The sequence below is a fragment of the Paraburkholderia dioscoreae genome, from assembly GCF_902459535.1.
GTDB classification, from domain to species: Bacteria; Pseudomonadota; Gammaproteobacteria; order Burkholderiales; family Burkholderiaceae; genus Paraburkholderia; species Paraburkholderia dioscoreae.
The window spans coordinates 2937486-2953304 of the sequence record NZ_LR699553.1 but is presented as its reverse complement, the minus strand read 5'-3'; the positions used below and the strand labels follow the sequence as shown (position 1 = coordinate 2953304).

Sequence of the window (15819 nt, the reverse complement as noted above, 5' to 3'; positions counted from 1 at the left end):
CGGGGCAACTGATCTACCGCCGCGGCTATCGACCCATCGTGCTAGGGCTGGACCGCCTGCCAACCCGAGTCCGGATCGAACGACCTGATCTCCGCGGCCGCCTGCGTGGTCTGCGGCCCGAGGTTCTTCTGGTACACCTGCCCCTCCTGATTGACGATGAAACTCATCACGCCGGTTTTGCCATATTCGGCCGGCGAGGCGATCAGCCCGAACCCTTTGGTCAGCACGCCGTTTTCGAGGTAGTTCTGCGCGCCGCCCTTCGCGTGCGGCCCCTGCGCCGCGAGAATGCGGTAGTGATAGCCGTGGTAGGCCTCCTGAGGCTGCGTGCCGGTGGGCATGGTGGCGGCGAGCGGGCCAAACGGACTTTCCGCTTCGCCGGGCGCCGTGGCCCAATACAGGCCGTCATGCTGTCCCGGCGTACTGACGAAGCGCTGCGCGTAGTGCTGCGTCAGGTTGCGATAGTCGTATTGCGCATCCAGATAGGCGAGCGAGGTCAGAATAGCGGCACGCTCGTTGCGGCCGATGCGGCGCGTCAGCATCTCGTCGCGTGCCGCCGGCAGATCGAAACGCCAGCCGTTGCCCGCTTGCACGAGCGGAATCGGCAAGTTCCAGCCACTGTAGCCGACCGTCAGATGCGCGGTGACGCGCCCCCTGTCCGCCGTCGGATCCTCGACGATCTGATGGTTCTTCGACCATTCGCCGAGGAATTGATAAATGTCGTCCTCGCCGATACCTTCAGTCGGAATGAAGCGTTGAAAATCGCTGCCGAGCACATGTTTGAGTGCGTCCTCGTCGTTGCGGGCGAGCGCTTCCACGAATGCATTGGCGGCGTCGTTCGCGCTGGGATAGACAGCCTGGGCATGGGCCGGGATCGTGCTGATGAGCAGCACCGGCGCGATGAGCAGCGCGGCGGTGGTGCCGAGGGCCACGGCAACTGTCAGGGCGTGGGCGCGTAGCGTGCCCAGTGAAAGTAAACGCATCATCAGAGACTCCTTTTTATTGTTCAACGATTGCGGCCGAAGTGGCGCTCACCTGCGCCGCCACCACCCAGTGCGCCACCGCCCCAATTCCCGGCACCGCCGCCATGCTGGCCGCCGCCGTTTGCGCCGGCACCACCCAGCGCTCGCTGTTGGCCGCCGCCGTCTGCGCCGATACCACGCAGCGCATGTTGCTGGCCGCCGCCGTCTGCACCAGGACCGCCGTGTGTGCGTTGCTGTACGCCGGCATTCGCGCCGTTATCTCTTCCCGTGTGTTGCTGGGTAGCGCGGTTCGCGAGCGCGTCGCGGCTTGCCTGACCGCGCTGCGTATCCTCACGAGCGGTGTTGCCGTCGCCGGCGCCGCGCAGCGCATTGTCGCGATTGACGTTCTGCGCGCGGTTCTGCAAACCGGGGTTTGCCGTGCCGCCCTGGTGGATCCCTTGCACGCGCTGGCTCGCGCTGCCGCCCAGATTCTGGCCCGTGCGGTTCTGCAGGGTCTGCTGCGCCTGAGCGCGGGCGTTGTCGCGGCCGCGATACGCATCGTGTTGTATGCCGCCGACGTTGTTGTTCAGGTTGCGATCGAAATTCGCATTGTTGATATTTCGATTGACGTTGGTGTTGCGGTTCCAGTTCGTCGTGCTGCCATTCACGTTGAGGCGGTTGTTCACGTTGATCGTGTTGTACCGGTTCACGTTGATATTGACGTCATGCGAGTTCCAGTTGAAGCCGCCCCACAGCGCGTTCGCCACGGCGACGCCGGTGCCGAACGCGAGACCGGCCATGAAACTGGTGGCGATGGTGTAACCGGGCGGCGGCGGAACATACACAGGCGGATACGCGGGATAAGGCCACACGCCATAGACTACCGTGGGGTTGTAGGTTGGCACGTACACCACTTGCGGATTGGCCGGCACGATCTGAATCGTGCTCTGCTCGACCACGACCGTTTGCTGCGCACTTGTTTTCAGATTGCCGGCCGCTTGCGCCTGCCGGCGCAGACGCTGCACGGAGTCCATCACGTCACCGGGCTGGGCGAGGAACGCTGAGCCGAGTTGCGTGACCCAATCCGATTTCGAAGCCATCGTGGCGAGCACCTGTGGGAAGGCGACGAGCGACTGCACGCTCGGATCCCACGGCTCGGCCGCGACCGCTCTGACCGCGTCGTCGCCTTGCAGCTTCGCGTTTGATCTGGACCACGCGGCCGCAGCCCGCACGTCTTGCGGAAAAGTCGCGGCCATCAGCACCTGCGCGAGCAGGGCGTCCGGATAAAGTGCAATGGGAGCGGCCAGCGAATCGAGTTGCTGGTTCGACATTTTCGAGACGCCTTGCGCATGGACGACGCCCGGCGTGGCCAGCCCGGTAACGAGCGGCGCCCCTGCAAGAACGGCGCAGACAAACAACACACACGAGCGGTGTGCTCCGGATCGTTTCACGATGATTTCCTCCCGGTAATGTTTATAAGACGCGACGTGCGTGCGCAGCACGCGCTGCGTCGCTCCGCCGCGATGGAATGTGGCAAGGAAGTGGCAGGGAGGTGGCGAGGCGAGCAGGTGTCCGGTTGGCAGCCAAACGGCTCGGCGGACACGATGCTGCGAAAAAGAAACGCTCGAGCCGATCCGATTGTTTCGTACCACCAGGCGATACCGCGTGCTGATTTTTGCAGCACGTCGTTCCCGCGTTGATCGCCGTCGGCGATATGCGCTAAGGAGTTCTGTGTAAATTAAAGGGTGCGCATCAGTCCGTCAATCTTGTCTGAGGAAAGAAATTGTTGCGCAATAGTGTAAGCATTTGCTGAGTAATGCGTATTATTTTCCTGCTGGATGCGTCGAATTAACGCAGGTCGCGTTGATGGCATGCAAGGTGGCGAGGCAAAAAGCGAGGGGGTATGACAGGAGGGAGGCGGCGAGGTGGCCGGACTCGTGGAGGGTCCGGCCGTTGATGCGTGGCCACTTTTCCGGCGGCGGCTACCCCAGGGGATTTTCTTCGGGGCGTGCCGCCGCGGTGCGGCTCGGGGTGTGGCTTATTGCGCCGGTTGCGGCTTGTTCGACAGCGCGAGTCGCAGCAGATCGGCGACCGTGTTGACGTTGAGCTTTTCCATGATGTTCGCGCGGTGCGCTTCGACCGTCTTGATGCTGATGCCGAGGTCGTCGGCGATCTGCTTGTTCAGGCGGCCGGCGATGATGCGCTCGAGCACCTGGTGCTCACGCGCGGTCAGCTTGCCGAGTCGTTCTGCCGCGGCGCGCTGCTGCTGCACGCTGCTGCTTTCGCTGCGCGCCTTGTCGAGCATGCGCTCGACAAGCTTGCGCAACTCGGCTTCGTCGAACGGCTTCTCGATGAAGTCCATCGCGCCTTTTTTCATCGTGGACACGGCCATCGGGACGTCTCCGTGACCCGTCACGAAGATGATCGGCAGCGACGCGTTGTCGGCGATCAGGCGTTCCTGCAATTCGAGCCCGCTCATGCCGGACATCCGCACGTCGAGGATCAGGCAGGCGATCTGGCCCGGATGCGTGTGCGGCTGCCATGCGTCGATGAACTGCTCGGCGCTGGAGAAGCACTGCACGCGGTAGCCGTTCGCCTCCAGCAGCCAGCGCAGCGAATCTCGCACGGCCTCGTCGTCGTCGACGACAAAGACAGTTTCCTGTGTGGTGACTGGGCTGTTCATAGCTCTCCCGTAACGGTTTGTGGTGTCGGCGCCTGTGACCCGCCGTTGCTCGGGCCGTCAGGCTCTCCAATAGGCAGACTGCAATGGAACGTGGCGCCTGTGATGTGGCCGTCAGATTCGACGTTGTTGACCACCCACAGACGGCCGCGGTGCGATTCGATAATCGAACGGCAAATATTCAGCCCCATGCCCATGCCATCGGACTTGGTGCTGTAAAACGGTTCGAACAGCCGCTCGGCTGTTGCTTCGTCGACGCCCGGCCCCTGGTCGACGACGCTGATGCAGACAAATCCGCCCTCCAGCCGCACGACCACGCGGATCACCGGGTCGACCGCGTTCGGACGGGCTTCGGCCATTGCTTCGGCGCCGTTCTTCAGCAGGTTGACCAGCACCTGCTCGATCAGCACCGGATCGACGTAGATCACCGGCAGGCGCGCGCGCAGATCCGTGACGATACGAATGCGGCGCTTCCTCGCCTCGATTTCCGCGAGACCCACGGCGTCCGCGACGATATCCGCGACGCGCGTGGCCTGACGCTTCGGCTCGCTGCGCTTCACGAACTCGCGAATGCGCTTGATGATCATGCCTGCGCGCACCGCTTGCTGGGCCGTCTTTTCGAGCACGGGCAGCAGATTGTCAGGCGTCGTCCGACCGGATTTAACCAGTGCGACGGTTCCGGAGCAATAGTTATTGATCGCGGCGAGCGGCTGGTTCAACTCGTGGGCGAGCGACGACGCCATTTCGCCCATCGTCATGAGGCGGCTCGTGAACTGCAGTTTTTCGTCCTGCTGACGCGACAATTCCTGCGCCTGCTTGCGAGTCGTAATGTCGGTTGCGATCTGCATCTGCGCGAGGTGGCCGTCCACCCACTGGATGTACTGGCGGCGCACTTCGAACCACTTCTGGATGCTTTGCACGTAAACTTCCTGCGCATCGGCGGTGCTTTCGGTCAACGCCGCGGCGGGCAACCCGGCGTAGGTATCCACCATATCGATCGAATCGGACGACGCCTGTGCGCTATCGAACCCGCCGCCCGCCAATTCCAGATGACCGTCCGGGCGAATCCCGAACAGATGACGGTAATAGCGGTTGGCGAACAGCAGCTCGGCCTCGTCGGCGGCCAGCACGGACACGGCGGCGTCGAGGCTTTCGAGCACGGTGGTGAAGCGCTCGTGCGCGGCGGCGAGTTCTTCGCGCGCGCGTTTCGGTTCGGTGATGTCGGTCATCGACGACATCCAGCCGGTCTGGCGGCCCGAACTGTCGATCAGCGGCGACACGTAAAGACGCGCGTGGAACAGCGATCCGTCCTTGCGGCGCACCCGCAATTCGAAGCCGGAAGAGGGCGCCTTGCCGCGCAGCGTCATGTCGAGCTGGCGCTGCATTTCGGGGTAAGCGTCGCGCGGCCAGTAAGCGAACGGCGCATTCTTGCCGACCAGATCGCTTTCATCCCAGCCGGTCATGCGGCAAAACGCCGGATTGACGTGGGTGATGCGCCCGTGCATGTCGAGTACGCGCATGCCGATCAGCACCGAATTTTCCATCGCGCGGCGGAAGAACGCTTCGGCGTACAGCGCCTGCTGCGCCTCGAAGCGTTGGCGCGTGTGTTTCCACAAGCTCCACAGGCTCCACAGCACGAAACAGGACAGGCCCGCCACCAGCCACACCAGGGTGTTGTTGGTGAAGTTGGTCATCTGCGGAAACGCGTAGACGCGCACGGAGACGCCCTGGCCCGGCGGGTCTAGCGGCAGATCGTAGAACATGTCGCGCGGCAGGCGCGGGCGGGTCGACGTGGTGGTCAACTCGCGGTTGTTCACGTCGATGATCGAGATTTTGTATTTCGCCGAAAGCTCCGGCGGAATGTCGTGCTTGAGAATGCCTTCCACCGAGAACACCGCGGCGATCGTGCCGAGGAAGTCGCGGTCGCGGTACACCGGCGTTTGCAGCGTGATGTAGCCGTTGCCGACGTCGTCATAAATGAGCGGCGAATAGACCTGGCGGCGCGTATTGCGCGCCTCGGTAAAGGCGGCCTTGACGGCTTCGTCCATCTGCGTGTCGTTCGGCCTCGCGAGCCGCTGGCCGAACACCGGCAGCGCGGTATTGGGCCAGCGCGGCTGCTGCTGGCTCGTGTACCAGTTCATGTAGAGGATCTCGGGATGCCCCTGCATGATGTCGGTGGTGGACACCTGGAACGAATGCGGATCGGCGTGGCCGGCCACCAGATCGCGCGCGAGCGCCTGGATCTGTTCCTGTGCGCCGGTCATGGAAAGACGGATCTGCTGCTGCGCCCACGCGACGTTGCGATACAGCGTGTCTTCCTGCTGCTGCTGTTCGCGCCGGTTCAGACTCCACAGAATCAGACTCATGACGACCAGAAAAACGAGGATCGACAGGAGCGGCGTGAGCAAATAGGAATTCGACCACCACGGTCCGTGGTGCCAGCGGGAGGACGGCGTCGAATCCGCCGGCGAACCGGCGGTGCGCGCCGAGCGTGCGAAAAGCCGTTCGGTCAACATGCGTGGCATTGTAGCGCAGCAGGAAGCTGGCAAATGGCGCAAAAAAGCGCTGAAAGTGCCATTATTCGGCGCAAACTAGCCGACGTATCCGTCGATTGGCAGTCAAATCAGGTTGCGCCGCAACAATTTTCCGCATTATGAGAATGAATCTCGTAATTCGAAAATTTTGTTGCGCGGACGTCGGGACGGTCATTACAATCGGCCGAAGCTGCCGCGGCCGTGCTTCGTCCGCGTCGTCTGTTCAAAGAGCGTTCCTCTATATCCAGGAGACGAGCATGTCCGCTGTACCCGACGAAGTCATGAAATATGTCGCCGCCGAAAAAGACGACGATCCCCAGGAAACCGGCGAATGGCTTGAAGCGCTGGATGGCGTGATTTCTGCTGTGGGCCCCGACCGCGCTCACTATCTCATCGAGAAACAGATCGAGTTCGCCCGCGTGCATGGCGAACATCTGCCGTTCTCGGCCAACACGCCGTATATCAATACGATTCCCGTTTCGCGCCAGGCGAAAATTCCCGGCGACCAGGATCTCGAACACCGTATCCGCTCGTATACCCGCTGGAACGCCATTGCCATGGTGCTGCGCGCCGGCAAGGACACCAACGTCGGCGGCCACATTGCCTCGTTCGCCTCGGCTGCCACGCTGTACGACGTCGGCTACAACCACTTCTGGCATGCACCGTCCGCGCAACACGGCGGCGATCTCGTGTTCGTGCAGGGGCATTCGTCGCCGGGTGTGTACTCGCGCGCGTTCCTGCTCGGCCGCCTGACCGAGAACCAGCTCGACAACTTCCGCCAGGAAGTGGGCGGCGAGGGCATTTCGTCGTACCCGCACCCGTGGCTGATGCCGGACTTCTGGCAATTCCCGACCGTCTCGATGGGCCTCGGCCCGATCATGGCGATCTATCAGGCGCGCTTCATGAAGTACCTGCAGGCGCGCGGCATTACGAAAACCGAAGGCCGCAAAGTGTGGGCCTTCCTCGGCGACGGCGAAACGGACGAGCCGGAATCGCTCGGCGCGATCGGCATGGCCGGCCGCGAACGCCTCGACAACCTCGTGTTCGTGATCAACTGCAACCTGCAGCGCCTCGACGGCCCGGTGCGCGGTAACGGCAAGATCATCCAGGAACTGGAAAGCGAATTCCGCGGCGCGGGCTGGAATGTCATCAAGGTCATCTGGGGCAGCCGCTGGGATGCGCTGTTCCAACGCGACAAATCGGGCGCACTGATGCGCCGCATGATGGAAGTGGTCGACGGTGAGTACCAGACGTACAAGTCGGAGTCGGGCGCGTATGTACGCGAACACTTCTTCAACACGCCGGAACTGAAGGCGCTGGTCGCCGAATGGTCCGACGAGGAAATCTGGAACCTGAACCGCGGCGGCCACGATCCGCACAAGATCTACGCAGCGTTCCAGGAAGCGTCGAATTCGCAGGGCCAGCCGACCGTCATTCTCGCGAAGACGATCAAGGGCTATGGCATGGGCGAAGCCGGCCAGGCCATGAACATCACGCACCAGCAGAAAAAGCTGCACGTGGACCAGCTGAAGAAATTCCGCGACCAGTTCCGCCTGCCGATCTCCGACGAAGACCTCGTCAACGTGCCGTATCTCAAGTTCGAAGAAGGTTCGAAAGAACTCGAGTACATGCGCGCTCGCCGCCAGGATCTCGGCGGCTATCTGCCGGCGCGTCGTCAGAAGGCCGAGTCGCTGCCGGTGCCGGAACTGTCGGTATTCGAGCCGCTGCTCAAGGGCACGGGCGAAGGCCGCGAGATCTCCACTACGATGGCGTTCGTGCGGATCCTGAACATCCTGTTGAAAGACAAGGCGCTTGGTAAGCGTATCGTGCCGATCGTGCCGGACGAGTCGCGCACCTTCGGTATGGAAGGCCTGTTCCGCCAGATCGGTATCTGGAATCAGGACGGCCAGAAGTACGTGCCGGAAGATTCCGACCAGCTCATGTTCTACCGTGAGTCGGAAACCGGGCAGATCCTGCAGGAAGGCATCAATGAAGCCGGCGGCATGTCGGACTGGATCGCGGCCGCGACGTCGTACTCGACGCACGGCGAGATCATGATCCCGTTCTACATCTTCTACTCGATGTTCGGCTTCCAGCGCATCGGCGACCTGGCATGGGCGGCGGGCGACATGCGTTCGCGCGGCTTCCTGCTGGGCGGTACGGCGGGCCGCACCACGCTGAACGGCGAAGGTCTGCAGCACGAAGACGGCCACTCGCTGCTGTGGGCGGCTTCGGTGCCGAACTGCATCAGCTACGACCCGACGTTCGGCTACGAACTCGCGGTCATCATGCAGGACGGTCTGCGCCGCATGGTCGCGGAACAGGAAGACGTGTACTACTACGTCACGGTGATGAACGAGAACTACGAGCACCCGGCGATTCCGCAGGGTGACTCGGTGGCCGCCGACATCATCAAGGGCATGTACGCGTTCCGCAAGGCCGAGGCCGACAAGAAGACGCCGCGCGTGCAGTTGATGGGCGCGGGCACGATCTTCAACGAAGTGATCGCCGCCGCCGACCTGCTGAAGAACGACTGGGGCGTTGCCGCCGATCTGTGGAGCGTGCCGAGCTTCACCGAACTGGCTCGCGAAGGCCATGAAGTGCAGCGCTGGAACCTGCTGCACCCGACGGAAGAAAAGAAGCTCTCGCACGTCGAGAAGCTGCTTAAGGACGCACAAGGTCCGGTCATCGCCTCGACCGATTACGTGCGCGCGCTGACCGAACAGATCCGCGCGTTCGTGCCGCAGAAATTCGTCGTGCTGGGCACGGACGGCTACGGCCGTTCGGACACGCGCGAGAAGCTGCGCCACTTCTTCGAAGTCGACCGCTACTGGGTCACGGTTGCCGCGTTGAATGCACTGGCAGATGAAGGCACGATCGAACGCAAGGTCGTCGCCGAGGCGCTCAGGAAATACAACCTTGATCCCGCCAAACCCAACCCGATGACCGTCTAAGGCATCCTTCCCCGTGTGCCACGGCGTGTGCGCCCGCCCCCGTTCGACGGGGGCCGGGTGCGTGCGCGGCCCAGGAGACACTAACAATGAGTCAAGCGATCGAAGTCAAGGTGCCGGACATCGGCGATTACAAGGACATTCCTGTGATCGAGGTGCTGGTGAAGGCGGGTGACACCGTCGAGAAAGAGCAGTCGCTCGTTACGCTGGAATCCGACAAGGCGACCATGGATGTGCCGAGCTCGGCCGCCGGCGTCGTCAAGGAAGTGAAGGTCAAGGTCGGCGACAACGTGTCGGAAGGTTCGCTGATCGTCGTGCTGGAAGGCGCGGAAGGCGGCGCGGCTGCACCGGCGCCTGCGGCCGCACCGGCACCGGCTGCCGCCCCCGCGGCTGCGCCCGCACCCGCCGCGAGCGGCGGTGGCGGTCTGCAGGAAGTCAAGGTGCCGGATATCGGCGACTACAAAGACATTCCCGTGATCGAAGTCGCCGTGAAGGTCGGTGATCGTGTCGAGAAAGAGCAGTCGCTGGTGACGCTCGAATCCGACAAGGCGACTATGGACGTGCCGAGCTCGGCTGCCGGCATCGTCAAGGAAGTGAAGGTCAAGGTTGGCGATACCGTGTCGGAAGGCTCGGTGATCGTGGTGGTGGAAGCGGAAGGCGGCGCGGCTGCGCCGGCTCCGGCACCGAAGCAGCAAGCTGTCGAGCAGCCGTCCGATGCGCCGGCTACGCCGTCGCCGGCTCCGGCGGCGCCGTCGGCGCTCGCTCAGGCGCCCGTGATTCCGGCTGGCGAAGGCGGCGCCCGTCACGCGAGCCATGCGTCGCCGTCAGTGCGCAAGTTCGCGCGCGAACTCGGCGTCGACGTGACGCAGGTGCGGGGTACGGGGCCGAAGGGCCGCATTACGCAAGCCGACGTGACTGCCTTCATCAAGAGTGTCATGGCCGGCCAGCGTGCGGCGCCGGCGGGTGCCGCGGCACCGGCTGCGGCGGGCGGCGGCGAGTTGAATCTGCTGCCGTGGCCGAAGATCGACTTCACGAAATTCGGTCCGGTCGATCCGAAGCCGCTGTCGCGCATCAAGAAGATTTCGGGCGCGAATCTGCATCGCAACTGGGTCATGATTCCGCACGTCACGAACAACGACGAAGCGGACATCACGGAACTCGAAGCGCTGCGCGTGCAACTGAACAAGGAAAACGAAAAGGCCGGCGTGAAGATCACGATGCTGGCATTCGTGATCAAGGCTGTTGTTTCGGCTCTGAAGAAATTCCCGACGTTCAATGCGAGTCTCGACGGCGACAACCTCGTGTTCAAGCAGTACTTCCACGTAGGTTTTGCCGCCGATACACCGAACGGTCTGGTGGTGCCGGTGATTCGCGACGCGGACAAGAAGGGTCTGGTCGAGATCGCGAAGGAAATGACCGATCTGTCGAAGGCCGCGCGTGAAGGCAAGCTGAAGCCGGATCAGATGCAGGGCGGTTGCTTCTCGATTTCGTCGCTCGGCGGAATTGGCGGCACGAACTTTACGCCGATCATCAATGCGCCTGAAGTCGCTATTCTCGGGCTGTCGCGTGGTGCGATGAAGCCGGTGTGGGACGGCAAGCAGTTTGTGCCGCGCCTGATGCTGCCGTTGTCTTTATCGTATGACCATCGGGTTATCGACGGGGCGGAAGCGGCGCGCTTCAATGCTTATCTGGGTGCGATTCTTGCCGATTTCCGGCGTGTGATTCTTTGATGTGGTGATGGTTGCGCGGGGCGCGGGTTTTTTGTTTGTTATCCGCGTCTCTCTGTAGAACCTGCTTTCTTTTCGGTCTATTAGTGTCGCCCCTGTGCGGGGCGGCACCTACTTTTCTTTGCATCCCAAGGGTACTTCCTGCGGGGCGTCTTCCAAAGAAAAGTAGGCAAAAGAAAGGCGCGTCCTTGGGCGGACTGCAAAGGATGATTCTGTCCAGAGCGCTGCCAGCTTTTGGGCTGCATTGCGTGGGTTCTTCGTCTCATCACGATCAATATGAGAAGGGGACACTAATGAGTCTCGTCGAAGTAAAAGTGCCGGATATCGGCGACTTCAAAGACGTCGATGTCATCGAAGTCAATATCAAACCGGGCGACGTCATCGAGAACGAACAGGCGCTGATGACGCTCGAGTCCGATAAGGCTTCCATCGAAGTGCCGAGCGACACCGCCGGCACCGTCAAGGAAGTCCGCGTCAAAGCTGGCGACAAAGTCTCGCAAGGCACGCTGATCGCGCTCGTCGAAACGTCGGCGGATGCGGCGCCCGCGAAAGACGCACCGAAGGCTCCGGCCAAAGAAGCTGAGAAAGCGCCCGCTCAGGCGGAGGCCAAACCGCAGCAGGCGGCTCAAGCGGCGGCTCCCGCTCCGGCTCCGGCCAAAGCGGCAGCAGCCGCGCCGCAAGCCGGCAGCTATTCGGGCAGCGCGGATATCGAGTGCGACATGCTCGTGCTCGGGTCTGGCCCCGGCGGCTATTCGGCAGCGTTCCGCTCGGCCGACCTCGGCATGAAAACGGTGCTGGTCGAGCGTTACGCGACGCTCGGCGGCGTCTGTCTGAATGTCGGCTGTATTCCGTCGAAAGCGCTGTTGCACACCGCGCTCGTGATCGATGAAGCCGAAGCGCTCGGCGCACACGGCATCACGTTCGCCAAGCCGCAAATCGATCTGGACAAGCTGCGTGAGTTCAAGTCGGGCGTCGTCAAGAAACTGACTGGCGGTCTTGCGGGCATGGCGAAGATGCGCAAGGTCGAAGTCGTGACGGGTAACGGCGCGTTCGTCGATCCGCATCACATGGAAGTGCAGACCGAAGGCGGCAAGAAAGTCGTCAAGTTCAAGCAGGCGATCATCGCCGCCGGTTCGGAAGCGGTGAAACTGCCGTTCATTCCGGAAGATCCGCGCGTGGTCGATTCGACCGGCGCGCTCGAACTGCGTCAGATTCCGCAACGCATGCTGGTGATCGGTGGCGGCATCATCGGTCTGGAAATGGCCACGGTTTATGCCACGCTCGGCGCGAAGATCGATGTGGTCGAAATGCTCGACGGCCTGATGGCCGGCGCGGACCGCGATCTGGTCAAGGTCTGGGAGAAGTACAACAGCAAGCGTTTCGCAAACGTCATGCTGAAGACCAAAACCACCGCAGCCGAAGCGAAAGACGACGGCATTCACGTCTCGTTCGAAGGTGAAAAGGCCCCGGCCGAAGCGCAACGCTACGACCTTGTGCTGGTTGCGGTGGGCCGTACGCCGAATGGCAAGAAAATCGGCGCCGATAAGGCGGGCGTGGCGGTGACCGATCGCGGCTTCATCGACGTCGACAGGCAGATGCGCACTAATGTGCCGCACATCTTCGCGATCGGCGACATCGTCGGTCAGCCGATGCTCGCGCATAAAGCGGTGCACGAAGGCCACGTTGCCGCCGAGGCCGCGCATGGTGAGAAGGCGTACTTCGACGCGTTGCAGATTCCGTCGGTGGCTTACACCGATCCGGAAGTGGCGTGGGCGGGCAAGACCGAAGACCAGTTGAAGGCGGCCGGCATCAAGTACGGCAAAGCGGTGTTCCCGTGGGCGGCTTCGGGCCGGGCGATTGCCAACGGTCGCGACGAAGGCTTCACGAAACTGCTGTTCGACGAGGAAACGCATCGTGTGATCGGCGGCGGGATTGTCGGGTTGAACGCCGGCGACCTGATCAGCGAAGTGTGTCTCGCGATCGAGATGGGTGCGGACGCAACGGATATCGGTAAGACGATTCATCCGCATCCGACGCTCGGCGAATCGATCGGCATGGCCGCCGAGCTGTATGAAGGCGTGTGCACCGACTTGCCGCCGCAGAAAAAGAAGTAGCGCGGTTTGGCCCGTCCGCATTCATATGCAGGCTGGCCGATAAAGCAAAAAACGGCGCGTTCCGCAAAGGACGCGCCGTTTTTTTTGAGCAGCAGAGCAGAGCCGGGCAGTTACCGCGCAACGACAGTGGCGGGAAAAAAAATCCCGGCCTTGCGCCGGGCAAACGATACGCTATTCAACGTATCGGAGCGTTCGGCCAATTAACACCGTGTGAGCGGCAACGGCACGACGCTGTTGCTTGCGGTAACGCCGGCACAGCGTATGAGCTGTGCCGGCGCTGTTTGATGCCTGCAGGTTGACGCGTGAGACGGAAGCTTAGACTGCCTTCTTGGCCGAGCGCGATGCTTGTGCAGCAGCTTGCGAAGCTGCCTTCGAGGCGGCCGTTGCAGCTGCATTGAAGTTGCTTTCAGCGATTTCGACCGCTTGCTTGGTAGCCTTGTGGACCGTTTCGTACGTGGTGTTGGCGGCGGTAATGGCCGACTTCATCACGGCGACGGCGGTTTCCGAACCGGCCGGAGCATTCTTGGCAACGTTTTCGACGAGCGATTGGACCTTGCGGTTTTGCTCTTCGAATTGCGCTTCCGCGACGCGGGCGAATTCGCCTTGCGTTGCCGAAACGATCTCATACACGTGACGGCCGTACGATAGCGCCTTTTCGGCCACCGGCTGTGCAAGGCTTGCCTGCAGTGCCAGCAGTTCCTGCGCGTCTTTCACTGACAACGCGCGTTGGGCATTTTCCTGGCTTTCCGCGAGCGTCGATTTCACGACCTGCAGGTTCAGCTCAACCAGCTTTTCGACGCCTTCGAATGCTTTGGTCGTCAGGCCGAACAGCGTTTCAAAGTTGGCTTTCTGGGCTGCGGCGAATTGCTCAGGGGTCAGCAGAGTCATGGTTTACGCTCCTGGATCGCGGTCTGTCTGTGCGGACCGCATTGGGTGAGTGGTGAGACACGTTGGTGCGCCCCGCCGGACCGCGATGTTTTGTGCATCGCAGCAATGGTTCCCATTTTAGGATGGCTGCACCGAATGTCAAGTCCTTTTTGTGCGTCGCACCATATTAAGAAACTACTGATAAAACAAGACGTTATGCGCTAGGCATGACGATCGTATGACGTAGATCAATTTCGCCGCCGCACCGTACTGGTGCGGGATATTCGACGTGTTTTATTGCTGCAGATGGGTATTTTTTACCTCCTGTCGCGCGCCGTGCAGGCACCCGCTAACATTGGACAACGAAAACAAAACGCCCACGTTGCAAATCCATGTAAACCGGAAAGTGTCACGGAACGTTAACGCTGGAACCCGGTCGAATGCGCGTTGGCGGTTCCCAGCGGACGTTTAACAATCTGTGGGATGATGCCAACGCCGTACCTCTGCACTGACAGCGACAGACGCGCAGGTGCTCTGACCGTATTTCCCCTGATCAAGGTTGTCTCGAAATTGCCGTTATGCTGGAAGAATCACCTCGATTCTGGCGTATGGCGGCAGCTGCGAGGCGAAGCGCGTTGGCGATCGTTTTTTTTCGATCGAGATGAGGCACTTATTTGTGTTTTTGCGATCGGAGCTTACAAGCCGGTTTAAGGAGCGCGTATAAGTGCTTCAAATTGCTAATTTTTCGTTGTTTTACTACACTTGCGGAAACCCTCTCGCCGCTCCCTACCGAACACCCATGAAAACCGACATGTTTTCGTCGCTAAAAGTGATCCACGGCGCGGCCCGCAGCACCGCTCTGTCGGTGGCCGCCTCCATGGTCATCGCAGCGGCGTTCGCCACGCCCGTGAGCGCTTTTGCCGCCACGCCCGCTGCAACTGCAAAAACCTCCAAACACGCGAAAGCGGCCAAAAAGCCGGCCGCCGCCCCTGCCAAGGTGTCGAAGGCGTCGAAAGCTGCGTCTGCAAAGACCGTAGCCGCTAACGACGACGCGCCTCGCGCGGGCGTCAAGCGCAAGCGCGTAACGTACACGTCGAATGGCCGTCACCACTCCGTGGTGCGCCGTGTGGCGTACGAGCCGCGTCCGCCGAGCGTCGGCCAGGCTTTCGGCCTGCACGAAACGCCGGACGCGCTCATGCTGCGCTCCAGCGTCGCCTACGTGATCGATCAGAACTCCGGCGAACCGCTTTTCGACAAGAATTCACGCGCCGTGGTGCCGATCGCGTCGATCACCAAGCTGATGACCGCGATGGTGGTGCTCGATTCGAAAGAGCCGATGACCGACCAGATCGAAGTCACTGACGAAGACCGCGATTACGAAAAGAACACCGGCTCGCGTCTGTCGGTGGGCTCGGTGCTCTCGCGTGAAGACATGCTGCATATCGCTCTGATGGCGTCGGAAAATCGCGCGGCCGCAGCGCTGTCGCGTTATTTCCCGGGCGGCCGTCCGGCGTTCCTCGCGGCCATGAACGCGAAGGCAAGGCAGCTTGGCATGACCGACACGCACTTTGAAAACCCCACGGGTTTGACGAGCCAGAACGTCTCCAGCGCGCGCGACCTCGTGAAGATGGTCAATGCGGCGTATCAGTATCCGCTGATCCGCAGGTTCTCGACCGATCACAGCTACGAGGTGTACACCGGCAAGCGCTCGCTGGCGTACAACAGCACGAATGCGCTAGTGCGTAACCCGACGTGGGACATCGGTCTGCAAAAGACCGGCTTCATCAACGAAGCGGGTGAGTGTCTCGTGATGCAGGCGACCATTCATGGTCGCCCGATGATCATGGTGCTGCTCGACTCGTCGGGAAAATACTCGCGGTTCGCGGACGCAACGCGTCTGCGCACGTGGCTGGATAATGGTGGCGACCAGCCGCGCATTACCAGCGCGGACGCCGGCGGTTCGGGTACCTGAAGCGGTTCGTCGGTG

9 protein-coding genes are annotated in these 15819 nt (G+C 61.8%); 4 read left to right on the top strand and 5 right to left on the bottom strand.

The window, feature by feature from the left end; genetic code table 11:
- Positions 1–41: 41 nt before the first annotated feature.
- The 4 genes from PDMSB3_RS13230 to fixL all read right to left on the bottom strand — a co-directional run bounded on the left by PDMSB3_RS13230 (position 42) and on the right by fixL (position 6155).
- Entirely contained in the window at positions 42–983 is a 942-nt protein-coding gene (locus tag PDMSB3_RS13230) for a DUF2950 domain-containing protein (RefSeq protein WP_007181268.1), read from the bottom strand.
- A 20-nt stretch (positions 984–1003) separates the two neighbouring features.
- On the bottom strand, positions 1004–2410 hold the full coding sequence (locus tag PDMSB3_RS13225; RefSeq protein ID WP_165186572.1) for a DUF3300 domain-containing protein: 1407 nt from the start codon (positions 2408–2410) through the stop codon (positions 1004–1006).
- A gap of 587 nt (positions 2411–2997) precedes the next feature.
- Positions 2998–3642 (bottom strand): oxygen response regulator transcription factor FixJ, encoded by a 645-nt coding sequence (fixJ, locus tag PDMSB3_RS13220; protein WP_007181270.1) that lies wholly within the window; start codon positions 3640–3642, stop codon positions 2998–3000.
- Complete coding sequence (fixL, locus tag PDMSB3_RS13215; protein WP_035518544.1) at positions 3639–6155, bottom strand: oxygen sensor histidine kinase FixL; 2517 nt, start codon at positions 6153–6155, stop codon at positions 3639–3641. The genes fixJ and fixL overlap by 4 nt, the downstream gene beginning before the upstream one ends.
- 275 nt (positions 6156–6430) lie before the next feature.
- Here fixL and aceE point away from each other — a divergent pair, with 275 nt between their 5' ends.
- From aceE to lpdA, 3 genes are all read left to right on the top strand, one after another.
- Complete coding sequence (aceE, locus tag PDMSB3_RS13210; RefSeq protein ID WP_007181272.1) at positions 6431–9127, top strand: pyruvate dehydrogenase (acetyl-transferring), homodimeric type; 2697 nt, start codon at positions 6431–6433, stop codon at positions 9125–9127.
- Positions 9128–9213: 86 nt separating this feature from the next.
- Entirely contained in the window at positions 9214–10854 is a 1641-nt protein-coding gene (gene aceF, locus PDMSB3_RS13205) for a dihydrolipoyllysine-residue acetyltransferase (protein WP_165186569.1), read from the top strand.
- Between the two features lie 290 nt (positions 10855–11144).
- The gene (lpdA, locus tag PDMSB3_RS13200) at positions 11145–12965 is read left to right on the top strand and encodes a dihydrolipoyl dehydrogenase (protein ID WP_007181274.1); all 1821 of its coding nucleotides are present in this window, start codon (positions 11145–11147) and stop codon (positions 12963–12965) included.
- Between the two features lie 315 nt (positions 12966–13280).
- Here the strand turns inward: lpdA and PDMSB3_RS13195 are convergent, their stop codons facing one another.
- On the bottom strand, positions 13281–13853 hold the full coding sequence (locus PDMSB3_RS13195) for a phasin family protein (RefSeq protein WP_007181275.1): 573 nt from the start codon (positions 13851–13853) through the stop codon (positions 13281–13283).
- 778 nt (positions 13854–14631) lie between these two features.
- Between PDMSB3_RS13195 and pbpG the strand changes: the two genes are divergently transcribed.
- Entirely contained in the window at positions 14632–15804 is a 1173-nt protein-coding gene (gene pbpG / locus PDMSB3_RS13190) for a D-alanyl-D-alanine endopeptidase (RefSeq protein WP_035518006.1), read from the top strand.
- Positions 15805–15819: the final 15 nt, after the last annotated feature.